This is a genomic window from Tenacibaculum sp. MAR_2010_89 (assembly GCF_900105985.1).
GTDB classification, from domain to species: Bacteria; Bacteroidota; Bacteroidia; order Flavobacteriales; family Flavobacteriaceae; genus Polaribacter; species Polaribacter halocynthiae.
The window spans coordinates 724427-748666 of the sequence record NZ_FNUB01000005.1; the positions used below are offsets into that span (position 1 = coordinate 724427).

Below are 24240 nucleotides of genomic sequence, written 5' to 3' on the forward strand. Positions count from 1 at the left end.
TTAACAAGTATATAGATTTATGTCGTCTCATTACGAATCATCTTATAGAGAACCTTTAATACTTGGTAACAAAAGTTACCATGATATTACAGAGGATATTGCAAGACCTATTGAAGGTAAGGCAAACAAAAATTGGTATATAGCATTCTATATCGCTTTAGCAGCAATGTTATGGGGATTTGGATGTATCTTTTACACTGTTGGAACAGGTATCGGTGTATGGGGATTAAGTAAAAACATTGGTTGGGCATGGGATATTACCAACTTTGTATGGTGGGTAGGTATCGGTCATGCCGGAACCTTAATTTCTGCTGTACTGTTGTTATTCCGTCAAAAATGGAGAATGGCAATTAACCGTTCTGCAGAAGCAATGACAATTTTTGCGGTATTCCAAGCAGGTTTATTCCCTATTATTCACATGGGACGTCCTTGGAATGGATATTGGGTATTGCCTATTCCAAACCAGTTCGGATCATTATGGGTTAACTTTAACTCGCCGTTATTATGGGATGTATTTGCAATTTCTACTTATTTGTCTGTATCATTAGTATTCTGGTGGACAGGTTTACTTCCTGATTTCGCTACGATTCGTGATAGAGCTGTTAAACCTTTCCAAAAGAAAATCTATGCATTACTTTCTTTCGGATGGTCAGGTAGAGCTAAAGATTGGCAACGTTTTGAAGAAGTATCATTAGTGTTAGCAGGTTTAGCAACACCATTAGTACTTTCTGTACATACAATTGTATCGATGGACTTTGCTACTTCTGTAAATCCAGGATGGCACTCAACAATATTTCCTCCTTATTTCGTAGCTGGAGCAATCTTCTCTGGTTTCGCAATGGTACAAACACTTTTAGGTGTTATGCGTAAGGTAACTAACATGGAAGAGTATATTACTCGTTTACATGTTGAGTATATGAATATTGTAATTATTTTAACAGGTGGTATTGTAGCTGTAGCATATGCAACTGAGTTTTTTATAGCTTGGTATACAGGTTCACCTTATGAAAATTATACATATTTATCATTTGGAGCAGAAGCTGGTGCTTATGGATGGGCATTCTGGTCATTAATGATATTCAATATTATGATACCTCAATTCTTATGGATAAAGAAAGTAAGAAGAAGTTTTATTTGGTCTTTCTTAATTTCTATAGCAATTAACATTGGTATGTGGTTTGAGCGTTTTGATATTATTGCAATTGTATTAAGTAAAGGTCAATTACCTTCTACTTGGTGGCGTTTTGAACCAACGTTTGTAGATGTTGGTATATTTATCGGAACAATAGGGTTCTTCTTTGTGTTATTCTTATTATATGCAAGAACATTCCCAGTAATTCCTACAGCAGAGGTTAAGACGATTTTAAAATCTTCAGGAGAGAACTTTAAAAAATTAAGAGACGAGAACAATGAGCACTAATAAAGTAATTCACGCATTATACAATGATGATGATATCTTAATGGATGCTGTTAAGAAAGTAAAAGCAGATCATCATCATATAGAAGAGGTTTTTTGTCCATTTCCTGTTCACGGACTAGACAAAGCAATGGGGTTAGCTCCAACACGTTTAGCTATTACAGCTTTTTTATATGGAATTACCGGTACTGCAGTAGCAACTTGGTTAACATGGTATACCATGATAGCTGATTGGCCACAAGATATTGGTGGTAAACCAAGTTTCTCTTGGGCTACTAACATGCCTGCCTTTGTTCCTATTTTATTCGAATTAACGGTCTTTTTTGCAGCTCACTTAATGGTTATAACATTTTACATGCGTAGTAGAATTTGGCCTTTTAAAGAAGCTGAAAATCCTGATCCAAGAACTACAGATGACCATTTCTTAATGGAAATACCAGTTCATAATAATGAAGAAGAATTGAAGGCGTTGTTAGAAACAACAGGAGCAGTTGAAATTAACGTAGTAGAAAAGCATTAATTAAGGAAAGTATGAAAAGTTTAAAAATAATTTTAGCTTTAGTTATAGTTGCAAGCTTTGCTTCTTGTAATAATAAAAGAACTCCGCAAGTACAATACATGCCAGATATGTACGTATCTGTTCCTTATGATGCTAATGGAGTAAATTCTGCTGGAGGGGTAGTTGTTAACAGAATACCAGTTGCTGGTACTGTTAGTAGAAATGGAATAGTAGCTTATGATATACCTGATACTAATGAAGGATATGAAAAAGCTAAAGCAGAATTGAAAAACCCTTTAGAAGCTAATGAAAAGAATTTAGAAAAAGGGAAAGAATTATATGATATCTATTGCGCTTCTTGTCATGGTAAGAAAGGTGATGGAAATGGAGTATTATCACAAAGAGATAAGTTTAATGGTATTCCAAACTATAAGGATAGAGATTTAAATTCAGGAAATATTTATCATGTTATTATGTATGGTAAAAACTTAATGGGATCTCATGCTTCACAATTAAGATATCAAGAACGCTGGCAAGTTGTTCAGTATGTTGAGAAATTAAGAAGCGAATTAAAATAAGTCTATAATAGATAGTATAAAGATATGTATCAGTTTACAGGAAAATTAAAAATACTTGCGCTTGCTTTAATGGTAATTGGTCTTTTAGGTACAGCGTGGAGTTTTATGACTACGCCTAGTTCTCTTAAAGAAGCAAAAGAGATTATTGCAAAACAGGCTGCTCATCATGGAGGACATGGAGAGGTTGATAGTCATGGAGAAGCTAAAACACATCATGCTGAAGAAGCAAAAACTACTGAAGCACATGGTGAAGTTACACATAAAGAAGAAGCAACGACTGAAAGTCATGGTGAAGCTAAACATGTAGAGGAAGTTAAAGATACCACTCATGCTTCTACTTCTACTACTAAAGAAGTAAAAAAAGAAGCTCACACAGTTGCTGAAACTACTCACGCTAAAGTAGCATCAGAAGATGCACATGCAGGTTCTCATGATGATCATCATGCAGAACATGTTTTTCACCAAATGCAAAATAGACCATGGTCTGCTTTTTATGTAGCTATGTTATTTTTCTTAGGGGTAACATTATTAGTATTTGCTTTTTATGTTTCTCAAAGAGTTGCTAACGCTGGTTGGTCAGTTGTATTATTTAGAGTAATGGAAGCTATTACAAACAACTTACACTATGTAAGTGGTTTTATGTTAGTATTTATTATCTTAACTGTAATGCATAAAAATCACTTATTCCCTTGGATGGCAGAAGGAATTGTTGATCCTTTAAGTGATAATTACGATCCTATTATTGATGGAAAAAAATGGTTTATGAATCTTCCAGGTTGGGCTATAAGAAGTGTTATTTATCTTTTAGGTTGGAATATTTTCAGATTTATCATTAGAAAAAAATCTATACAACAAGATAATGGAGATTTAAAATTACACAAAAACTTATACAACATAGGTGTTGGATTTATCGTGTTTTTCATGATCTCTGAATCAATGATGTCTTGGGATTGGATTATGGGGATTGATCCTCACTGGTTCTCAACATTATTTGGATGGTATGTGTTAGCTACTTTCTTAGTATCAGCATTAACCGTAATCGCTTTAGTAACAATATATTTACGTCAAAAAGGTGCTTTACCATTTGTAAATGATAGTCATATTCACGATTTAGCTAAATTTATGTTTGGTTTCTCTGTGTTTTGGACTTACTTATGGTTTGCACAATTCATGTTAATATGGTATGCTGATATGCCAGAAGAAACTACATATTTTGCACAACGTTTTAATGAATATAAACTTCCATTTTTATTAATGGTAGTATTAAACTTTATCTTCCCTGTATTATTATTAATCAATAGTGATTTTAAAAGTATTCCTTGGTTAGTAATTATAGGTGGAGTTGTTATTTTAATTGGTCATTATATTGATTTATTTGTAATGATTATGCCTGGAACAGTTGGAGGTCAATGGGGATTCGGAATTGGAGAAATAAGTGGTATACTATTCTTCATCGGATTGTTTATATTTGCAACCTTTAGTGCATTTGCAAAAGTAAATCCATTAGCAAAAGGAAGTCCTTTCTTACATGAAAGTGAAACACACCATTACTATAACATCGAACACAGAGGAGAAGATAGTAATCACCATTAATAAAATAAAATTATAACTAATAATAGTTTAGATATTATGCTCGCTTTATTTTACATTTTTATAGCAGTTGCAATAGGAGTTAGCTTTTGGCAAATTACTCGTATTATGAATTTTCGTTCTGTAATTGCTACAGATAAAGACAATGACACACAAGGTAAATTAGCAATAGGATTCTTAGTGTTCCTTTATGTTATGATGATTTATTGCTTAATTGCAATGAACGTTTATTTATTGCCAGAATCTGCTTCATTTGAAGGAGAACATGACGATAACCTTTTTAATATAACCTTTTGGTTAATTGGAATTGTTCAATTTGGAATGCAATTCTTAATCTTCTTTTTCTCTTATAAGTATAGAGGAAATAAAAATAACAAAGCATTGTTCTATGCTGACAGTCATAAGTTAGAGTTATTATGGACTACTATACCTGCTGTAACAATTGTTATTTTAATTGGATATGGTTTATGGGCATGGAACAACATTATGTATGTTGGAGATGACGAAAATCCTATTGTAATTGAAGTTTATTCAAGACAGTTTGACTGGCAAGCAAGATATGCTGGTGATGATAATGAGTTAGGTTTAGGTAACGTAAACTTTATTAAAGGTATAAACTCAATGGGAGTTGATATGTCTGACCCAAGTGCTCAAGATGATAAGAAAGTTACTGAAATGTACTTACCTAAAGGTAAAAAAGTGTTATTTAAGTTCCGTTCTCAAGATGTACTTCACTCAGCTTATATGCCTCACTTTAGAGCCCAAATGAACTGTGTTCCAGGGATGGTTACTCAATTTGCTTTTACACCTAAATATACAACTGAAGAGATGCGTCAAAACTCTGAAGTAATAGCAAAGACTAAAGGTATAAATAAGATTAGAAAAGCTAAAGGGGAAGAGCCTTACGAGTTTGATTATTTGTTATTATGTAACAAAATTTGTGGTGCTTCTCACTACAACATGCAAATGAAAATCACAGTTGTTGAAGAAGAACAATATAAAAAGTGGTTATCAGAACAAAAAACATTAGCTCAAGTTATTAAATAAGATATTTTTAAAATATATATAAAGATATAGATTATGTCAGATCACCATCACAAAGAAACATTTGTAACGAAATATATTTTCAGTCAAGATCATAAAATGATTTCGAAGCAATTCCTTGTAACCGGAATATTCATGGGGGTTATAGGAGGTTTTATGTCTATGTTATTTCGTTTACAAATTGCATGGCCAGATACATCATTCTCAATTATTGAAGCGTTTTTAGGTAACCATCAAACTGATGGAGTTATGGACCCAGATATGTACTTAGCATTGGTTACAATTCACGGTACAATAATGGTATTCTTTGTATTAACAGCTGGATTAAGTGGTACTTTCTCAAATTTATTGATTCCTCTACAAATTGGTGCTCGTGATATGGCATCTGGTTTCTTAAATATGGTTTCTTACTGGTTATTTTTCTTATCTTCAGTAATAATGGTAATTTCATTATTTGTTGAAGCTGGACCTGCATCAGCTGGATGGACAATTTACCCACCACTTTCTGCTTTACCACAAGCAATACCTGGATCAGGAACTGGAATGACATTATGGTTAGTTTCTATGGCTATCTTTATTGCATCGTCTTTAATTGGTTCATTAAACTATATTGTAACTGTACTAAATTTACGTACAAAAGGAATGAAAATGACAAGATTGCCATTAACTATGTGGGCTTTCTTTATTACAGCAATTATCGGTGTTATTTCTTTCCCAGTATTATTATCTGCCGCTTTATTATTAATATTAGATAGAAGTTTTGGAACATCATTCTTTTTATCAGATATTTTTATCTCAGGAGAAGTATTACATTATCAGGGAGGATCACCAGTATTATTTGAACACTTATTTTGGTTCTTAGGACACCCTGAAGTATATATTATTTTATTACCAGCATTAGGATTAACTTCTGAAATAATCTCAACTAATTCACGTAAACCAATTTTCGGTTACCGCGCAATGATTGGATCAATTATGGCTATTGCCTTTTTATCTACGATTGTTTGGGGTCACCATATGTTTATTTCTGGAATGAATCCATTTTTAGGATCTGTGTTTACATTTACAACAGTATTAATTGCAATCCCATCTGCAGTAAAAGCATTTAATTATGTAACTACTTTATGGAAGGGTAATTTACAAATGAATCCTGCAATGTTATTTTCTATCGGATTAGTTTCTACATTCGTAACAGGAGGATTAACAGGATTAGTTTTAGGTGATTCTGCATTAGATATCAATGTACATGATACTTACTTTGTGGTAGCTCACTTCCACTTAGTAATGGGAGTATCAGCTTTATTAGGAATGTTTGCAGGTGTTTACCACTGGTTTCCTAAAATGTATGGTAGAATGATGAATAAAACATTAGGTTATTGGCATTTCTGGTTAACTATTATAACTGCTTATGGTGTATTTTTTCCAATGCACTTTGTTGGATTAGCTGGTTTACCTCGTCGTTATTATACAAATACAAACTTCCCAATGTTTGATGATTTAGTTGAAATCAATGTATTTATGACTGTAATGGCTATAATAGGAGGACTAGCTCAGTTAATATTCTTAGCTAATTTCTTTATTTCAATTTATAGAGGTAAAAAAGCAACTCAAAACCCATGGAATTCTAATACATTAGAATGGACTACACCAGTTGAACACATACATGGTAACTGGCCAGGTGCAATTCCTGAAGTTCATAGATGGGCTTATGATTATAGTAAAACTGATGAAAATGGAGAGTATGTTCACGGGAAAGATTTCGTATTACAAACTACACCATTATTAGAGGGCGAAGAGCCATCTTAAAAATATATAAACAAAAAAAAGCCTTTCTTTTGAAAGGCTTTTTTTTTGTTTAAAATTATCATTTCTTATGAGTACCTTAGCAATACAGCCATTGTTTGTTTAGTAACTTTTATCACAAAACAAACATTTTATTTGAAGTATATTTGTGAAACATATGAACGAGAATTTAAATCCGGAAAATAGTAATTATTCAAATGAAGAAATAGATGTAGAAAAAAAACTACGTCCGTTGTCATTTGACGATTTTACTGGCCAAGATCAAGCAATAGAAAACCTTAAAATTTTTGTTGAAGCAGCTAATCAAAGAGATGAAGCACTTGATCATACATTGTTTCATGGCCCTCCTGGTTTAGGTAAAACTACCCTAGCTCACATTTTAGCAAATGAATTAGATGCAGGAATTAAAGTTACTTCAGGACCAGTTTTAGACAAACCTGGAGATTTAGCTGGGTTGTTAACCAATCTTGATGAAAGAGATGTATTATTTATTGATGAAATACACCGTTTAAGCCCAATTGTTGAAGAATATTTATATTCTGCAATGGAAGACTTCAAAATTGATATAATGATCGAGTCTGGGCCAAATGCACGTACAGTACAAATCAATTTGGAACCATTTACTTTAGTTGGTGCTACTACCAGATCAGGTTTACTTACAGCTCCAATGAGAGCTCGTTTTGGTATTAGTAGTAGACTGCATTATTACTCAACTGAATTATTAAGTAATATACTTCTTAGAAGTGCACTTATATTAAAAGTACCAACTTCAATGGAGGCAGCAATAGAAATTGCAGGTAGAAGTAGAGGAACACCTCGTATAGCAAATGCATTATTACGAAGAGTTCGAGATTTTGCTCAAATTAAAGGAGATGGTAAAATAACTATTGAGATTGCAAAATATGCTCTTAAGGCATTGAATGTCGATGCTCATGGGCTAGATGAGATGGATAATAAAATTTTAACTACTATCATTGATAAGTTTAAAGGAGGTCCAGTAGGTATTACTACATTGGCTACTGCAGTAGCCGAAAATGCTGAAACTATAGAAGAGGTATATGAGCCTTTTTTAATACAGCAAGGGTTTATAATGCGTACGCCAAGAGGAAGAGAAGTAACAGATTTAGCTTATAAACATTTAGGAAGAATAAAAGGAAAAACGCAAGGTGAATTATTTTAATTTATGGAAAAAAAAGATACTAAAAGTTGGTTACAAAGGCTAAAGGATGAAAGTTGGGAAGCTGAATTGTTAGTTTCTGCAATTGCCATTTTTGGTTCTTTTAAACTTTTCGATCTTATAAGTTGGAGCACAAACTTATTTATAGATTTTTTAAGTCCATCACAATACTATATCGGTTATTTTATAGTTCTTTTTGGTCTTATAGCTATAAGTATTTTAGCGTCCATGTTTGTAATTCATTTTTTCTTACGTGCATATTGGGTTGGATTAGTAGGTTTAAATTCTGTGTTTCCTGATTATAGTATAGAGGATAGTGCGTATTCAAAAATTTATACAGAAAAAATTCTTTCAATTTTACCAAAACTTAAAGACTCAATTCAAAAAGTTGATGAGTTATGTAGTGTTATTTTTTCTGTTGCTTTTACATTTTTATTAATGTATGGTTATATGGCATTATTTTCAAGTTTATATTTATTTGTTTATAATTTGCTTTCTGATTATGTGAACCATTATATTCTTTTAATTCCAGCTATATTCATATTTACAAGTTCAATATTTCAAGCTCTTGTAGGTTTGTATGCAAACTTGAAAAGAAACAGAGAAAAAGAAAAATTACAAACATTTAACTTTAAGATTGTAAAATTCGTTTCTATGTTGTCTTTTGGGCCACTTTATAAAAGTATCTTACAAGTATCAATGGTATTTGGATCTAATTTTAAAAAGAAAAAGGCACTAGTATATTTAATATTCTTGTTTATAGTATCTGGAGGAATTGTAACGAGTGTACAAATAGCAAAAACAAACATATTTTATTTAGTTATTTCAGGTGAAAATAATTTTTTCGATGTTCATAAAACTTATTCAAATTATTATAAAGACGCTAATGTAAATAATACTTTTTTATTGGCTCCTGAAATTCAATCTGATAAAATAGAGTCTAACGTTTTAGAAGTTTTTATCCCTATATATACTTATGAAAGTAAAATTAGAAATAAAGTTTGTGGTGAATTTGTAAAAGATCATGAAAAATCTAAGAAAGAACAAAAGAATGATTATGCAAATTATTTGTCAACTTGTTATAAAAAATACAACATAGTTCTACTAGATGGAGAAAAAGTGAATGTAGATTTTATAAGATATGATAATCATGTGCGTACTAACCAATTTGGACTACTTTGTTTTATAAATATTAAAAATTTATCTGAAGGTGTACATGAAATTAAAATTGAAAAGAAAAATAAGAAAGAGAGTTTTTTAGAATGGACAATTCCTTTCTATAATTTAAAATAATTAACTTTTTTTAAATAAAATGAAGTTACTTAAAAAACTGATACCAATTTTAGAATGGTTACCTAACTATAAAAAATCACAACTACAAGGAGATGTAATTGCTGGTATAACTGTTGCTATAGTTTTAATACCTCAAGGAATAGCATATGCTTTAATTGCCGGATTACCTCCAATCTATGGATTATATGCTGCACTTTTTCCTCAATTAATTTATGCAATATTTGGTTCTTCTCGTCAAGTAGCTATTGGTCCTGTAGCCATGGATTCTTTAATTGTGGCAACTGGAGTATCAACTCTTGCATTGGCTGGCTCTGAAAGTTATATTGCTATAGCTATATTATTGGCTTTAATTGTAGGAACAATTCAGTTTTTAATGGGAGTTTTTCAATTAGGTTTTATAGTTAATTTTCTTTCACGACCTGTTATCACCGGATTTACTTCAGCGGTTGCACTTATAATTGGATTGAACCAATTTAGAAATTTATTAGGAGTTGATTTTTTACAAAGTGATCAAATACATATATTATTAGAAGATATTTTTGATAAAATACAATACTATAATAAAAATACAACTATAATTGGACTGACTGCATGTTTGATTATAGTATTTTTTAGAAGAGTAAATAAAAAAATACCCAATGCTTTAATTGTAGTGATATTAGGTATTATTACAGTTAAATATTTTGGAAAAAGTTGGTCAGATGTAGAGATAGTTAAAAATATACCTTCTGGCTTACCAAATTTTGCAATGCCAGTTATAGATATTGCATTAATAAAAGAATTAATGCCTATAGCATTAACTTTAGTAATGGTAGGATATTTAGAAACCATTTCTATAGGGAAAACTCTTGAGTCAAAACAAGATGATTATCGTATTAGGCCTAACCAAGAATTAATAGCATTAGGATTAAGTAATATTATAGGTTCTCTTTTCAAAGCCTATCCTTCAGCTTCAAGTTTTTCACGTTCAGCTATTAATGCAGAATCTGGTGCAAAAACTGGAATTGCTGCATTTATATCAGTGGTGTTAGTAATCATAACGTTATTGTTTTTAACACCAGTGTTTTATTTTTTACCTAAAACAATATTAGCGGCAATTATTGTAGTAGCTGTATTTAATTTAATTAATGTGAAAGAAGCTAAACGATTATGGAGTGCTAATAATCTTGATTTTTGGTTATTAGTAGCAACTTTTTTCTCAACACTTTTTTTTGGTATTAAGTATGGTATTTTAACAGGAGTAGGGATGTCGCTTATTTTATTAATATTTAGGACATCTAGGCCTTATGTAATTGAACTAGGAAAAGTTCCAAATTCTGATTTTTATAGAAATAAAAATAGATTTAAAGAAGTTGTTGTTGATCAAGAAGTTTTAGTTTTTAGATTTGATGCCCAATTATTTTATGCTAACGCTAATTATTTTAGAGATAAGCTAGATGAATTGGTTGAAGAAAAAGGAACGAAATTGAAATTAATAGTACTTGATGCTGAAAGTATTAATAGAGTTGATAGTACAGGTGTTGATATGCTTAAAGAGCGTATATTATATTATAATAAAAGAGGAGTTAATTTTTATTTTGCTGGTGTTAAAGGGCCGGTAAGAGATGCTCTTTTTAGAAGCGGTTTGTTAGAAGTAGTAAGTTTAGATCAATTTTTCATGAGAGCTAATGGCGCCGTACAATTTTTTAAAACAGGAGATAATTTAAATCAAAAAAAATACGCACAATACATACATCAAGCGTATGAGTAATATTATGAAGATAGAACAAATTTATACAGGTTGTTTAGCACAAGGAGCTTATTATGTTGAGAGTAATGGAGAAGTAGCTATTATTGATCCATTAAGAGAAGTTCAGTCTTATATTGAAACAGCAGTAAGAAATAAAAGTGAAATAAAATATATTTTTGAAACTCATTTTCATGCAGATTTTGTAAGCGGGCATGTAACACTTGCTGAAAAAACTGGGGCAACAATTGTATATGGTCCTACAGCAGCACCAAAATATGAAGCACATATAGCAACAGATGGAGAGGTTTTTAAACTTGGACATATAACCATTACTGTTTTACACACACCTGGTCATACCATGGAAAGTACAACTTATTTGTTAAAAGATGAAGCAGGTAATAATCACGCTATATTTAGTGGAGATACATTGTTTTTAGGAGATGTTGGAAGACCAGATTTAGCTCAAAAAGCGGCAGATATGACCAAAGAAGAGTTAGCAGGTTTGTTATACGATAGTTTACGAACAAAAATAATGACCTTAGATGATGAAGTAATTGTTTACCCTGCACACGGAGCAGGTTCTGCTTGTGGTAAAAATTTAAGTAAAGAAACTGTTGGAACTATAGGTGAACAAAAAAGAACTAATTATGCATTACGTGAAAATATGAATAAAGAGGAGTTTATTAAAGAAGTTACTGATGGTTTACTTCCACCTCCTGCATACTTTCCTTTAAATGTAAAAATGAACAAAGAGGGATATCAATCAATTGATGATGTAATAAAAAGTGGATCAAAAGCATTATCAGTAAATGAATTTGAAAAATTAGCAAATGATTCTGACGCTGTAATTTTAGATGTTAGACATCAATCGGAGTTTATTAAAGGATTTATACCAAAGTCTATTTTTATTGGCTTAGGAGGTACATTTGCGCCTTGGGTTGGTGCTTTAATAAAAGATGTTAAGCATCCTATACTATTAGTTACTCCAAAAGGAGAAGAAGAAACAACAATAACAAGATTATCAAGAGTAGGTTTTGATAATGTTTTAGGGTATCTAGATAATAGTTTTGAGTCTTGGAAAAAAACAAATAATGAAGTAGATACCTTACAGTCTGTTTCGGCAACAACTTTAGAAAATAAATTAAAAGAAGGTGTAACGGTTTATGATGTTCGTAAACCGGGTGAATATAACAATGATCATATTATTAATGTAACAAACACACCGTTAGATTTTATTAATGAGTACGTTAATGAATTTCCAGTTGATAAAGACTTTTATTTACATTGTGCTGGAGGATATCGTTCAGTGATTGCAGCTTCTATATTGAAAGCAAGAGGGTATCATCATGTAATTGATGTTGCTGGTGGATATAAAGCTATAAAAGAAACTAGTATAGAAAGAACAATTGGTGTGTGTCCGTCAACATTAAAATAAATAAAAATGAAATTTATAAATAGTATACTTATAATTACCGTATTGTTTTTAACTGGGTGTAAAGGACAATCTAAAGAAATTAAAAATATTACTACCAGTACATTAGAAACTGTTTTAAAAAGTGATTCAAGAATACAGTTAGTTGATGTGAGAACGCCTGCTGAATGGCAAAAAGGGATTATTGAAAATGCAATTAAGATAGATGTCACATCTTCAAGTTTTGAAAAGGAAGCTTTAAATCTACTAGATAAAACTAAACCTGTATATTTATATTGCAGATCAGGAGGAAGAAGTATGATTGCAGCTGAAACGTTATTGAAAAAGGGATTTGAGGTTTATAATATAGAAGGTGGGTATATGCAATGGCAACAAAAAACTAATTAAAATGATACAAGATATATATATAGAAAACTTAAAGTGTGGTGGTTGTGCTGCAACTATAAAAAAAGGATTATTAGAAATTGATGGAGTAGATACAGTTACTGTAGATGTAGAAAAATCATTAATAGCTGTTAATACTCCTTTAGAAAATTTACAAAAAGTAAAGGAAAAGTTATCTAAGCTAGGTTATCCAGAGGTAGGAGATAAAAATACAGTGCTGCATAAAGCGAAATCTTTTGTAAGCTGTGCTACAGGCAAAATGAGTAAATAATAAAATAAAGAGAGAAAACATATGTTTTCTCTCTTTATTTTAATTTCTCACCTTGATTCATTAATTTTAAATGAATTTCATCTTCTTTATCAATTTCCATTATTTCAATCAAAACATGATCATAGAATATTTTTCTAAGATTCTTTTTTAATTTTTCTACAACTTCATCAGATATAGATTCGAAAGCTAGGAAATAATATGTAGCTTCAGTATTTATGTACTTACCAATATAAATATCTTGATTATTTATACCATTTGTTTTATCTATAGCTTTTAAGAAATCTTTTTTTGTAGATTTTTGAACAGATGAAAAAATAGTGAATAATTGTTCTATCTTTAATTTTTTTGAGTTTAAAGAATCATTAGTTAGATTAATCATCACATCATCAGTAATGTCAATTCCACCTTTTAAATTAGTTTTCACACTATTAATAGTGTCAGATGGGCCATAAGGAATCGACCACCATCCAAAAATTAATGAAATAACATTATAAATAAAACCTTGCTTTTTTCTGTCATCTTTTGGACTCAAAAAAAAAGCTGGAGAAACTGCATTAATATTTGATATAACTAGAGATATACAATAAGGGTATATTATAAACCTATACCCTTTATTAATCCTTTCTTGTACATTGTCTTTAGATAGGTTCTCTATGTTTCTTAAACTTAAACGATACTTCATTAAGTAAATTAACTAAGAACTTCTTTTATTCTTTTAACAGCTTCACGTAATTGTAACTCAGATGCAGCATATGACATACGAATACAATCAGGAGCACCAAAAGCTTCACCAGTTACGGTAGCAACATTAGCTTCTTCTAATAATAACATAGAAAAATCACTAGCATTGTTAATTAATTTTCCTTTAATAGTTTTTCCGAAAAAAGCAGAAATATCAGGAAATACATAAAAAGCACCTTCAGGTATATTTAATTTAAATCCGTTAACTTTTCCTAATAAAGCCAACATTATATCTCTACGGTTTTTAAATTCATCAACCATATATTGCACTTTACTAGGTTCAGCTAATACAGCAGTAATAGCAGCACGTTGAGCAATACAATTAGTTCCTGAAGTGATTTGTCCTTGCATTTTTGTACAAGCTTTAGCAATCCATTGTGGAGCACCAATATATCCAATTCTCCAACCAGTCATAGCAAAAGCTTTTGCTAATCCATTTACAGTAATGGTTCGATCATACATACTTTCAATAGCAGCAAAACTAAAAAGTTCACTACCATAGTTAATATGCTCATAAATTTCATCAGATAAAATATAAATTTGAGGATGCTTTTCTAAAACTTCAGCCAAAGCTCTATATTCCTGTTCACTATAAATAGAACCACTTGGGTTATTTGGTGAATTAAAGAAAATCATTTTTGTTTTAGGAGTAATAGCAGCTTCTAATTGCTCAGGTGTAATTTTGAAATCAGTATCAATAGATGAAGGTATTTCAATAAATTTAGCTTCGCACAAAGTAGCAATTGCAGAATAGCTAACCCAATATGGAGCAGGTAATAAAACTTCATCTCCAGGGTTTAATAAAACCTGAGCTATATTAGCAATTGACTGTTTAGCTCCAGTAGAAACTACAATTTGATTTGGGCTATAGGTTAAATTGTTATCACGCTCAAATTTAGCGCAAATAGCTTCTTTTAGCTCTACATATCCATCAACAGGGGTATATGAGTTATAATCTTGGTTAATGGCCTCAATTGCCGCTTCTTTAATGAAATCAGGAGTGTTAAAATCTGGCTCTCCTAAACTTAGACTAATAATGTCTTTCCCTTGAGATTTTAATTCTCTTGCTTTAGCTGCCATAGCTAATGTTTGGGAAACAGGTAAACTGTTAATTCTGTCTGATAATGCGTTTGACATTGTTATATATTGCGTTGTTGTTTTTTAATTATGCTAGTTGAGGCTTTTTACCTAATTCAGCCAAATGATTGAAGTGCTCAATAATTGCTCTTCTTGTTGTTCTATACTCATTATAAGGTAAATTAAACTCTAAGGCAGTTTCTTTTACAATTTTTGCTAACTTATTATAATGAACATGAGAAATATTTGGAAAAATATGGTGTTCTACTTGGTGGTTTAAACCGCCAGTATAAAAGTTAATAAGCCAATTTTTAGGAGCAAAATTTGCTGTAGTATACAATTGGTGTATTGCCCAAGTGTTTTTCATATTTCCATTTTCATCAGGCAAAGGCATTTCTGTTTTGGGCACTACATGTGCTAATTGGAAAACTACACTTAAAATAATTCCAGCAGTATAATGCATAACAAAAAAACCGATTAATACTTTCCACCAAACGATATTTAAAACTGCAATAGGTAATACAATCCAAAGAGAGTAATACGCTACTTTAGAAATAACTAATTTAGTCCATTCTGTTGCAGGACTAGGAAATTTACCATACGATAATTTTCTTTTTAAATAGTTATGCATTTGTTTAAAATCGGTAGTAATAGCCCAGTTAATGGTTAATAAACCATATAAAAAGAAAGAATAGTATTTTTGAAATTTATGAATTTTTAACCATTTTGAATGTTTAGAGAAACGGATAATTCTACCAGCATCAATATCTTCGTCATGATCTTTAATATTTGTGTATGTATGGTGAAGTACGTTGTGTTGTACTTTCCAGTTATATACATTTCCAGCTAAAATATAAATACTACTACCCATTAGTTTATTTACCCATTTGTTGCTTGAAAATGATTCATGATTTGCATCATGCATTACATTCATACCAACACCAGCCATACCAATACCCATTACAATGGTCAAAATTAATTTAATCCATTGCGACATGTCAACAGTTAAGATAAAAACAAAAGGAATTAAAAATAAAGAAAACATAACGATAGCTTTGGTATATAATTTCCAGTTACCAGTACGTTTTATGTTATTTTCTTTAAAGTATGTATTAACTCTTTTATTCAAAGTTCTAAAAAACTTTTGCTTGTCTATTCTTGAGAAGTTTATTGTCTTCATTTATTGTTTGTTAAAGGAAAGAGCAAAAATATGCTTTTTGTTGTTGTTTTTTATGATAAACGTCAGTTTTTGTTAGGAATTGTTTGTTAACATTTAACTATTTTTGCAACTTATTAGCAATTTTATGGAAATCATACTTAAATACTTTCCAAATTTAACGGAAACACAAATAGAACAATTCTCTAAACTACAGGAATTGTATGAAGATTGGAACTTGAAAATTAATGTAGTTTCTAGAAAAGATATTGACGAGCTATACTTACGTCATGTATTACATTCATTAGGAATAGCTAAAGTAATGAAATTTCAACCAGGAGCGAATGTTATGGATGTTGGTACAGGAGGAGGTTTTCCAGGTGTTCCATTAGCTATTTTATTTCCAGAAACTAATTTTCATTTGGTAGATTCAATAGGAAAAAAAATAAAAGTAGTAGATGAAGTTGTTGAAGGCTTAGGCTTAGAAAATGTAAAAACTACTCATGGTAGGGTTGAAGAGGTAAAAGAAACTTATGATTTTATAGTAAGTAGGGCCGTAGCTCAAATGGAAACTTTTCATCGTTGGATAAAAAAGAAAGTACAAAAAAAGCAAAATCACCAACTTAAAAATGGAATTTTGTATTTAAAAGGTGGGGATTTAACAGAAGAATTAACTAATTTTCCTAGTGCAACTATTTATGAATTGCCTGATTATTATGAGGAAGATTTTTTTGAAACCAAAAAGGTTGTGCATGTTCCTATAAAATTTAAAGGATAGGCAGATTATAGCCTAAGTAGCTTGTGTATTTCAGTTTTACCATTATTTTTAATTTTTAAAAAGTAAATTCCTGAAGCTAAATTAGGAGTTGCTATTTTAATATTATTATTAAAACCTTTAACTACATTTTGTAAAACAAGTTGGCCTTGATTATTGTATAATTGATAATTTACTGTTGAAAAATCTTCTAATGAGTTTAAGTTTATAATAGTATTAAATGGATTTGGATGTACTAACCATTTGTTATTGCTGTTGTTTAAAATTACATCATTGTTAGAAAGCGTATCACTTAAACAATTTGTTGCTACTGAATGTGAGTTTTTTAATAATTCATTTATTTTTAAATCAGAAAAACTTTGACTGGTTGTGTTGTTAAAAAAAGCATTGTCAATTACCAAATTACTGGCACCTAAAAAATTTTGAAGTAAGGTGCCTAATACTTGTCTGTAGTCAAATTGAACTGTTTCTAGTTGGTAATTATTACCAGATATAGCTTCAGTTAAATCTACATTATTACCAGATACTCCTCCGTTTACAGGTTTCCCAAAAACAAACATAGGTGCTATTTCTCCATGATCAGTACCTAAATTTCCATTTTCTTTAGCCTTTCTCCCAAATTCAGAAAAAGTTAAACCAACCACATCATCAGCTATAGTTTGTGAAGTTAAATCACTCATAAATACTTCAACTGCATCAGAAACAGTTTTTAATAAATTGTAATGTTTTCCTTCAATATCTCCAGAAGCTTGGTTTTGATTGTTATGAGTGTCAAATCCTCCTATACGAACCATATAAACTTTAGATTGTAAGCCTCCGCTAATTAAACGAGCTACAGTTTTTAATTGATTTGATAAATCGGTATCAGGATAAGTAGCAATGTTTTTACCTTTATTGAAGGCTGATGAAATAGATTGAGAATACTGGTTTGATAAAGAATTTACATTGATAATATATTCTAATTCTTTTCCAAAATCAGAATTTGGAATATTTGTGGGTGCTACTCCACCAAGGCCATTTAATTCAGTATAAAACCCAGAAGGATCTTGACCAGAAATATTTATAGATAAGCCATGTTCATCTTCACCATGAAATCCCAACTCGGTTTTAGTTGAGCCTATTTGTACACCTAACGGGTAATTTTCTTTTAACTCTCCTGAATAATATTTTTCAACAAATCGACCTATCCACCCAGAGTCGTTTCCGTTATCCCAACTATTACCATCATTTCCTGTTGAATACAAGTCTTTTGAAGCAAAATGACTTTTGTTTTGAGAAGGGTAACCTACAGATTGAAGTATTCTTAAAGAGCCTTGATCGTATAAAGATTTAAAACCTGTAAGTGCTGGGTTTAAGCCAATCTTTTGAGTATCTGATAACGTATTATCTAAAGTAATATAGCTTTTACTCCCAGATGTTGGTATTTTAAGGGTAGGACGAAGTGCCGCATATTCATCGTAAACATTTAAGGGAATTACAGTATTTAAGCCATCATTTCCTCCAGCTAAATTGATTAAAACCAGTTTTCTATTTGAAAGATCGCCACAGCTTGCTATATCTACAGTTTTTAGCATAGCTCTCAATTCTAAAGGCATTAAACCTAAGGCTGATACTGAGGATGCTAATTTTATGAAATTTCTTCTTTTCATTGTAAGGGGATGTATTTAAAAGAATATTTAGATATTACATTAATTGATATTCAGGAGTATTTACCATTCTTATTATTAAAGAATCTAAACGCGATTTTACAATAGTATCATCACCTCCATTGGTATAGGCTACCCAAGCACTAGTCCAATAGTAATTAGGGAATCCTTCTAGTAAATTTTCAGCAAAATAGTTTTTTCTTTCCTCAGAAATAACTTCAGGGTATAAGTAGCCAGAAAGTTCAGTAATTAATTCAATTGGATCTGAAGCATTTTTTATGGTATCCTTAACAAAGGAAGGAAGATGAATACTTACTTGAATTCTTCCATTATTTCCAACTTTATTTCTCCCTGTAATTAAGCTTTCAATCATTTTGTATCTTGCTAATACAGTATTAGAAGAAAACCAATGACGATCAAAATCGGGTTCTTGATAATGTGCAGGGTAACCAGCAACAGAATCGGGTGACCATAAATTCATTCCTGATGCAGCTAGAAAAGAACTATGAATAAAGTTGAAAAAAGTATAAAATTCACCGCTATTATTTACAGGGTCAGGAATTTCTAATTTAAGAAAAGAGATGGTTTCACTGATTAATTGAAGCGGACTTTTAATAATGCTTCCAATAATTTCATCACTCGGGTTTGAATCACTTACATCAAAAAAGTGTTTAGATATGAGTAGTTTTTTAACAATTGGTAATATTTCATAATTACCATCTTTTAATTCAGTAGCTAATGGTTTTATTATAGAATTTTCAACTTCATCATTCCATTCGCTTTTTATAAAAAAGCGATATAGTTTTCTGCAAAAAGAAATTGCTGTTGCCTCTTTAGAGAATATCATTTCAACAAAATCATCCAGTTCCTGTTCTATTCCTGCTTCAGTATTTTGACCTTTAATTATTTGTTTGTTAAAAGCATCACTAAAAGTTTTATCATTTTTTTCATGCTGGTTTATAACAATTCTCCCCTTGGGTAAATTGGTGTCAGTATCTATTAAACTCCTATCTACCTGTGTTTTTATACCTGAAAAAACTTTAGCGGTTTGTTGAATATCTAATTCAGTATAATTTGTATAATCTCCACTTCCTTTTTGAGGACCTTTTAAAATGGTAAATAATTCAAGAAACTCACGGGCATAATTTTCGTTAGGATTATTCGCATTGTTTTTTGTATTATCCAAATAATCTAACATTGCATTATCAAATGTTATTTTTTTTGATAAAGCTTTTATATTTCCAAAAGCATAATGTTCTAAAAGACGTAAATGATCAAAAAAGTGCGTAGAAGTACCAGCTCCTCCATCTTTTGAAACAGTAAAGGAGGTATGTAAAAAGAAAGTAAGTTTTTGCTTTAAAGAATTTTGAGTAATTGCATTATACCACCACCAAGAGGTTACAATTCTCCGTTTTCTAGATTGACCAGAAAAATCGGTAGGTTTTTTAGTAGATGATGTCCAATTTCCATCAGGAGCACTTGTAGGTAATGGATCATAGGGTTCTATCCATTTATTATTTTGTTGTAAAGTAAGTTTATTAAATGCTTCTTCTGGTGTTAATTTAGAGAAATTATCTAAAACTTCGCTGGTAAAATTGAAAGAGGTTCTTCGTAAAAAGTGTTTAGCCCTACGTAAACCCAAAACTTGAGTAAATTGATTTAAACTTTCCATTAATAAGGGGATAATGTACTTAGTTTATAAATTTACTAATTTTTTTTGGAAATACTAAATTTGAGAATATTTAAAAAATACTTGGATATATTAATACCAACGTTTTTTGTTTTTTTTAGAGTTTGTAGATTTTCGTCCTTTTTTATTTTTACTAATTGTATTTGGTTGTTTAATATGTTTGGGTTTTACTAAAGGAAAAGGATGATCCTCTATAACAGTTATAGACCTTTTTAAAACTTCCTGAATTGCTTTTATGTATGAAGTTTCATCAGCACTACATAATGAAAAAGCAATACCTGATTTACCAGCTCTACCAGTTCTACCTATTCTATGAACATAGGTTTCTGGAATGTTAGGTAAATCAAAATTAATAACAGCATCTACCTTGCTAATATCAATACCACGAGCAGCAACATCTGTTGCAATTAAAATTGTAGCTTTTTTTTCTTTGAAACCTTCAATAGCTTTATTTCGCAATGCTTGGGTTTTGTCACCATGTAAACTGGTTACTTTATAGTTGTTTTTTACAAGTGTTTGCTCTAATTTATCAACACCAATTTTGGTACGTCTAAAAATGATAATCTTACCGTTAATTGTATTACGTAATAAATGTAAGCATAAATCGGTTTTATTTTTTTTAGGAACATAATATAATAATTGCCCTATGTTTTTTGAAGTACTTCCTGAAGGAGCAATTATTACTTTTTTTGATTTGTATAACATTGAGTTTGCTAACTCTGTTATTTTTTCTGGCATGGTTGCAGAAAATAGTAATGTTTGTTTCTTGCGAGGGCATAACTCTTCTATTCGTTTAACATCATCTATGAAGCCCATATCAAGCATTAAATCAGCTTCATCTAAGACAAGAGTTTTTAATAAACGTAAATCAATAGCACTCTGTTTATGTAAGTCAATTAATCTTCCAGGAGTAGCTATTAAAATATCAACACCTTTATTTAATACATCTTTTTGAGGAGCGGTAGGCATTCCTCCATATACAGCTGTACTTCTTAAATTTGTATATTTTGAATATATGTTAAAACTTTCATGAATTTGTATTGTTAATTCACGAGTAGGAGTAATAATTAATGCTTTAATTTTTTTACCGCCTTTTTCTGCATCTTGTTCTTCAAGCAGCCCTTGAATAATAGGTAAAGCAAACGCTGCAGTTTTTCCAGTTCCAGTTTGTGCCGTTACAACAACGTCTTTTTTATCTATAACTAAAGGAATAACTTCTTGCTGAACAGGAGTAGCTGTGTGGTATTTACTTTCAGTAAGAGCTTTTAGTATGGTTGTATGTATAGGGAAATCTGAAAATTGCATTAATTGTTTTTTTTTGCAAAGGTAGGTTAAAACTGAAGATTAATTTTATGAATCGTTTAAATGATCTAGTTGTGTTATTGTTATACTTACAATTAGTAAAATTATATTAATTAAGTGTAGAGTTTGTTGTAAAGAAAAACCTCACCATGAAATGATGAGGTTTTAAAATTATTGATGTTTATATCTTAACCTAAGAAAGGGTATTTATAATCTGTTGGAGTTACAAGTGTTTCTTTAATTAAACGAACAGATGTCCAACGTAACAAGTTTTGAGCTGAACCAGCTTTGTCGTTTGTTCCGGAAGCTCTACCTCCACCAAAAGGCTGTTGTCCTACAACTGCACCAGTTGGTTTGTCGTTAATATAGAAGTTACCTGCTGCATTTTCTAAAGCTTTTGATGCTTTTTCAACAATGTATCTGTCAGTAGAGAAAATTGCCCCAGTTAATGCATATTCAGTTGATTCATCAACTAATTTTAATGAAGCTTCCCATTCTGCATCTTCGTAAACGAAAATAGTCATAACAGGGCCAAATAATTCAGTTGTCATTGTTGCATAAGTTGGAGATTTAGCAACGATTACTGTAGGTTCAATAAAGTATCCTACAGATTTATCATGGTTTCCACCAATAATAACTTCAGCGTCTGCGTCAGTTTTTGCAGCATCAATATAACTAGCTATTTTATCAAAAGAACCTTCATGAATAACAGCATTAACAAAGTTATTAGTGTCTTCAGGAGATCCCATTTTTAATTCACTAGTTTGAGCTATTAAATGACCTTTTACTTCTTCCCACATTGAAGCAGGGATGTATGCACGTGAAGCTGCTGAACATTTTTGTCCTTGGTATTCAAAAGCACCTCTAGTTATTGCAGTTGCAACTTGTAAAGGGTTAGATGAATTGTGAGCCCAAATAAAATCTTTACCACCAGTTTCTCCTACAATTCTTGGGTATGTTTTATACGTGTGAATGTTGTTTCCAATTTGTTTCCATAAATCTTTGAAAACGTGTGTAGATCCTGTAAAGTGTAATCCAGAGAAATCTGGAGAAGATAAAACAGTATCACTAATCATTACTGGATCACCGTATACAACATTAATTACACCATCAGGTAAACCAGCTTCTTTAAATAAATCTACAATTACTTGTGCAGAGTAAGCTTGATGATCAGAAGGTTTCCAAACAACAACGTTCCCCATTAAAGCTGCAGATGCTGGTAAATTAGCTGCAATAGATGTAAAGTTAAAAGGTGAAATTGCATATACAAAACCTTCTAATGGTCTGTATTCTACTCTATTCCATATTCCAGGAGCAGAACCAGGTTGATCTTTGAAAATGTCAGTCATGTATTGAACATTAAAACGGAAAAAGTCAATCATTTCACAAGCTGCATCAATTTCAGCTTGGTGTACATTTTTAGACTGAGCAATCATAGTTGCAGCATTCATTTTAGCACGGTAAGGACCTGCTAATAATTCTGCAGCTTTTAAAAAGATAGTTGCACGTTCTGTCCAACTTGTGCTAGACCATTCTTGTCTTGCAGCTAAAGCAGTACTAATTGCAGTATCTACGTGAGATTTATCTGCTGTATGGTATTGACCAACCACGTGTTTATGATCGTGTGGAGGGGTAATGTTTCTAGTATTTCCTGTTCTAACTTCCTCTCCGTTAATATGCATTGGTACATCTATAGTACTATTGAACATAGATTTATACGTTGCTAATAACTCTTCTCTTTCTGGAGATCCTGGAGCGTATCCTTTAACAGGTTCGTTAACTGCCTTTGGAACATTAAAAAATCCTCTTGCCATTTTATATGTTGTTTGTTAAATTAGATTAATTTTAAAGGGCAAAGTTAACATTTATTTTTAGTAATAACTAAGCTGTTTTTGCGTCTTATTAATCAAAATTGAAGACTATATGTGTACGGTAACTTATTTACCTTTAGGAGATCATGATTTTATATTAACATCAAATAGAGATGAAAGTCCAATTAGGAAAACGATTCCTCCAAAAAGCTATATTGAAAATGGAGTAGAGTTAACGTATCCTAAAGATAAATTAGCAGGAGGTACTTGGGTTGGATTAAGTAATAAAAAGCGATTAGTTTGTTTATTGAATGGTGCTTTTGTAAAACATAACAGAACTGGTAATTATAAGAAAAGCAGAGGTGTTATTGTGAAAATGTTACTAAAATCGGATGATGTAATTCTTGAAATTAGAGCGTTTGATTTTAATGAGATTGAACCATTTACTGTTGTTTTGATTGATTGGGAAGAGAAACTTTCTATTTTTGAATTGATTTGGGATGGAGAAAAAATACACTTTAAGGACTTAGATAAAAAACCTAAGATATGGTCGTCGTCAATGTTGTATACAAATGAAATGAAACAGCTTCGTGAAGAGTGGTTTGCAAATTGGTTAGAAAAGAATAAACAATTTGAGCAAGAAGATATTTTAAATTTTCATCAAGATGAATCAAAAGGGAATAAAGAAACTTCTTTAAAAATGAAGAGAAAATATGTGGAAACTGTAAGTGTAACTTCAATTATGAAGAATAATACTACTATAACTATGGAATATTTTGACTTTTTAGATGCTAAAAACAATTTAGAACTTTTAAAATAGAAGTG

At 31.0% G+C, this 24240-nt stretch carries 21 protein-coding genes; 14 read left to right on the plus strand and 7 right to left on the minus strand.

All coding sequences use genetic code 11. The features are described 5' to 3' along the window. The first annotated feature begins 19 nt into the window (after positions 1-19). The 12 genes from nrfD (at position 20) to BLV71_RS06960 (ending at position 13217) form a co-directional block, all read left to right on the plus strand. The gene (gene nrfD / locus BLV71_RS06905; RefSeq protein ID WP_093869835.1) at positions 20-1420 is read left to right on the plus strand and encodes an NrfD/PsrC family molybdoenzyme membrane anchor subunit; all 1401 of its coding nucleotides are present in this window, start codon (positions 20-22) and stop codon (positions 1418-1420) included. After that, on the plus strand, positions 1410-1937 hold the full coding sequence (locus BLV71_RS06910; protein ID WP_093869836.1) for a DUF3341 domain-containing protein: 528 nt from the start codon (positions 1410-1412) through the stop codon (positions 1935-1937). Before nrfD ends, BLV71_RS06910 begins: the two co-directional genes overlap by 11 nt. A gap of 11 nt (positions 1938-1948) precedes the next feature. Beyond that, the gene (locus tag BLV71_RS06915) at positions 1949-2494 is read left to right on the plus strand and encodes a c-type cytochrome (RefSeq protein ID WP_176974363.1); all 546 of its coding nucleotides are present in this window, start codon (positions 1949-1951) and stop codon (positions 2492-2494) included. A gap of 24 nt (positions 2495-2518) precedes the next feature. Then, a complete protein-coding gene (locus BLV71_RS06920) occupies positions 2519-4087 on the plus strand; it encodes a quinol:cytochrome C oxidoreductase (protein WP_093869837.1) in 1569 nt (522 codons plus the stop codon). Positions 4088-4123: 36 nt separating this feature from the next. After that, complete coding sequence (locus BLV71_RS06925) at positions 4124-5131, plus strand: cytochrome c oxidase subunit II (RefSeq protein ID WP_093869838.1); 1008 nt, start codon at positions 4124-4126, stop codon at positions 5129-5131. Between the two features lie 33 nt (positions 5132-5164). Beyond that, a complete protein-coding gene (locus tag BLV71_RS06930; protein ID WP_093869839.1) occupies positions 5165-6934 on the plus strand; it encodes a cytochrome c oxidase subunit I in 1770 nt (589 codons plus the stop codon). A 154-nt stretch (positions 6935-7088) separates the two neighbouring features. Beyond that, a complete protein-coding gene (gene ruvB / locus BLV71_RS06935) occupies positions 7089-8111 on the plus strand; it encodes a Holliday junction branch migration DNA helicase RuvB (RefSeq protein WP_093869840.1) in 1023 nt (340 codons plus the stop codon). A gap of 3 nt (positions 8112-8114) precedes the next feature. Beyond that, positions 8115-9401, plus strand: coding sequence for a hypothetical protein (locus BLV71_RS06940; protein ID WP_093869841.1), 1287 nt, complete (start codon positions 8115-8117; stop codon positions 9399-9401). Positions 9402-9420: 19 nt separating this feature from the next. After that, a complete protein-coding gene (locus BLV71_RS06945) occupies positions 9421-11151 on the plus strand; it encodes a SulP family inorganic anion transporter (protein ID WP_093869842.1) in 1731 nt (576 codons plus the stop codon). 4 nt (positions 11152-11155) lie between these two features. Beyond that, positions 11156-12565, plus strand: a complete 1410-nt coding sequence (locus BLV71_RS06950) for an MBL fold metallo-hydrolase (RefSeq protein WP_093869843.1) — start codon at positions 11156-11158, stop codon at positions 12563-12565. Positions 12566-12571: 6 nt separating this feature from the next. Next, positions 12572-12949, plus strand: a complete 378-nt coding sequence (locus BLV71_RS06955) for a rhodanese-like domain-containing protein (protein WP_093869844.1) — start codon at positions 12572-12574, stop codon at positions 12947-12949. A gap of 1 nt (position 12950) precedes the next feature. Next, positions 12951-13217, plus strand: a complete 267-nt coding sequence (locus tag BLV71_RS06960; protein WP_093869845.1) for a heavy-metal-associated domain-containing protein — start codon at positions 12951-12953, stop codon at positions 13215-13217. A 34-nt stretch (positions 13218-13251) separates the two neighbouring features. Here BLV71_RS06960 and BLV71_RS06965 read toward each other — a convergent pair whose 3' ends face one another. From BLV71_RS06965 to BLV71_RS06975, 3 genes are read right to left on the minus strand one after another with little or no spacing between them, the layout of a single operon-like run. Continuing rightward, positions 13252-13899 (minus strand): hypothetical protein, encoded by a 648-nt coding sequence (locus BLV71_RS06965; protein ID WP_093869846.1) that lies wholly within the window; start codon positions 13897-13899, stop codon positions 13252-13254. Positions 13900-13907: 8 nt separating this feature from the next. Then, positions 13908-15095, minus strand: a complete 1188-nt coding sequence (locus BLV71_RS06970) for a pyridoxal phosphate-dependent aminotransferase (RefSeq protein WP_176974364.1) — start codon at positions 15093-15095, stop codon at positions 13908-13910. A gap of 28 nt (positions 15096-15123) precedes the next feature. Then, on the minus strand, positions 15124-16215 hold the full coding sequence (locus BLV71_RS06975) for a fatty acid desaturase family protein (RefSeq protein ID WP_093869847.1): 1092 nt from the start codon (positions 16213-16215) through the stop codon (positions 15124-15126). Between the two features lie 124 nt (positions 16216-16339). Between BLV71_RS06975 and rsmG the strand changes: the two genes are divergently transcribed. Further along, complete coding sequence (gene rsmG / locus BLV71_RS06980) at positions 16340-16969, plus strand: 16S rRNA (guanine(527)-N(7))-methyltransferase RsmG (protein ID WP_093869848.1); 630 nt, start codon at positions 16340-16342, stop codon at positions 16967-16969. Positions 16970-16974: 5 nt separating this feature from the next. Here rsmG and BLV71_RS06985 read toward each other — a convergent pair whose 3' ends face one another. The 4 genes from BLV71_RS06985 to pruA all read right to left on the minus strand — a co-directional run bounded on the left by BLV71_RS06985 (position 16975) and on the right by pruA (position 23418). Continuing rightward, entirely contained in the window at positions 16975-18615 is a 1641-nt protein-coding gene (locus BLV71_RS06985; protein WP_093869849.1) for a DUF1501 domain-containing protein, read from the minus strand. Positions 18616-18649: 34 nt separating this feature from the next. Then, positions 18650-20284 carry a DUF1800 family protein gene (locus tag BLV71_RS06990; protein WP_093869850.1) on the minus strand — a complete coding sequence of 545 codons (1635 nt, stop codon included), beginning with the start codon at positions 20282-20284 and terminating at the stop codon, positions 18650-18652. Positions 20285-20374: 90 nt separating this feature from the next. Beyond that, the gene (locus BLV71_RS06995) at positions 20375-21607 is read right to left on the minus strand and encodes a DEAD/DEAH box helicase (RefSeq protein ID WP_093869851.1); all 1233 of its coding nucleotides are present in this window, start codon (positions 21605-21607) and stop codon (positions 20375-20377) included. Between the two features lie 185 nt (positions 21608-21792). After that, the gene (gene pruA, locus BLV71_RS07000) at positions 21793-23418 is read right to left on the minus strand and encodes an L-glutamate gamma-semialdehyde dehydrogenase (RefSeq protein ID WP_093869852.1); all 1626 of its coding nucleotides are present in this window, start codon (positions 23416-23418) and stop codon (positions 21793-21795) included. A gap of 109 nt (positions 23419-23527) precedes the next feature. Here pruA and BLV71_RS07005 point away from each other — a divergent pair, with 109 nt between their 5' ends. After that, complete coding sequence (locus BLV71_RS07005) at positions 23528-24235, plus strand: NRDE family protein (RefSeq protein ID WP_093869853.1); 708 nt, start codon at positions 23528-23530, stop codon at positions 24233-24235. The last annotated feature ends 5 nt before the right edge of the window (positions 24236-24240 follow it).

Bases quoted from the DNA above. Each gene is read 5' to 3' on its own strand.
- BLV71_RS06945 (WP_093869842.1), top strand. From the start codon at position 9,421: ATGAAGTTACTTAAAAAACTGATACCAATTTTAGAATGGTTACCTAAC.
- pruA (WP_093869852.1), bottom strand. From the start codon at position 23,418: ATGGCAAGAGGATTTTTTAATGTTCCAAAGGCAGTTAACGAACCTGTT.
- BLV71_RS06965 (WP_093869846.1), bottom strand. From the start codon at position 13,899: ATGAAGTATCGTTTAAGTTTAAGAAACATAGAGAACCTATCTAAAGAC.
- rsmG (WP_093869848.1), top strand. From the start codon at position 16,340: ATGGAAATCATACTTAAATACTTTCCAAATTTAACGGAAACACAAATA.
- BLV71_RS06915 (WP_176974363.1), top strand. From the start codon at position 1,949: ATGAAAAGTTTAAAAATAATTTTAGCTTTAGTTATAGTTGCAAGCTTT.
- nrfD (WP_093869835.1), top strand. From the start codon at position 20: ATGTCGTCTCATTACGAATCATCTTATAGAGAACCTTTAATACTTGGT.
- BLV71_RS06985 (WP_093869849.1), bottom strand. From the start codon at position 18,615: ATGAAAAGAAGAAATTTCATAAAATTAGCATCCTCAGTATCAGCCTTA.
- ruvB (WP_093869840.1), top strand. From the start codon at position 7,089: ATGAACGAGAATTTAAATCCGGAAAATAGTAATTATTCAAATGAAGAA.
- BLV71_RS06975 (WP_093869847.1), bottom strand. From the start codon at position 16,215: ATGAAGACAATAAACTTCTCAAGAATAGACAAGCAAAAGTTTTTTAGA.
- BLV71_RS07005 (WP_093869853.1), top strand. From the start codon at position 23,528: ATGTGTACGGTAACTTATTTACCTTTAGGAGATCATGATTTTATATTA.
- BLV71_RS06920 (WP_093869837.1), top strand. From the start codon at position 2,519: ATGTATCAGTTTACAGGAAAATTAAAAATACTTGCGCTTGCTTTAATG.
- BLV71_RS06995 (WP_093869851.1), bottom strand. From the start codon at position 21,607: ATGCAATTTTCAGATTTCCCTATACATACAACCATACTAAAAGCTCTT.
- BLV71_RS06950 (WP_093869843.1), top strand. From the start codon at position 11,156: ATGAAGATAGAACAAATTTATACAGGTTGTTTAGCACAAGGAGCTTAT.
- BLV71_RS06910 (WP_093869836.1), top strand. From the start codon at position 1,410: ATGAGCACTAATAAAGTAATTCACGCATTATACAATGATGATGATATC.
- BLV71_RS06960 (WP_093869845.1), top strand. From the start codon at position 12,951: ATGATACAAGATATATATATAGAAAACTTAAAGTGTGGTGGTTGTGCT.
- BLV71_RS06990 (WP_093869850.1), bottom strand. From the start codon at position 20,284: ATGGAAAGTTTAAATCAATTTACTCAAGTTTTGGGTTTACGTAGGGCT.
- BLV71_RS06940 (WP_093869841.1), top strand. From the start codon at position 8,115: ATGGAAAAAAAAGATACTAAAAGTTGGTTACAAAGGCTAAAGGATGAA.
- BLV71_RS06925 (WP_093869838.1), top strand. From the start codon at position 4,124: ATGCTCGCTTTATTTTACATTTTTATAGCAGTTGCAATAGGAGTTAGC.
- BLV71_RS06955 (WP_093869844.1), top strand. From the start codon at position 12,572: ATGAAATTTATAAATAGTATACTTATAATTACCGTATTGTTTTTAACT.
- BLV71_RS06930 (WP_093869839.1), top strand. From the start codon at position 5,165: ATGTCAGATCACCATCACAAAGAAACATTTGTAACGAAATATATTTTC.
- BLV71_RS06970 (WP_176974364.1), bottom strand. From the start codon at position 15,095: ATGTCAAACGCATTATCAGACAGAATTAACAGTTTACCTGTTTCCCAA.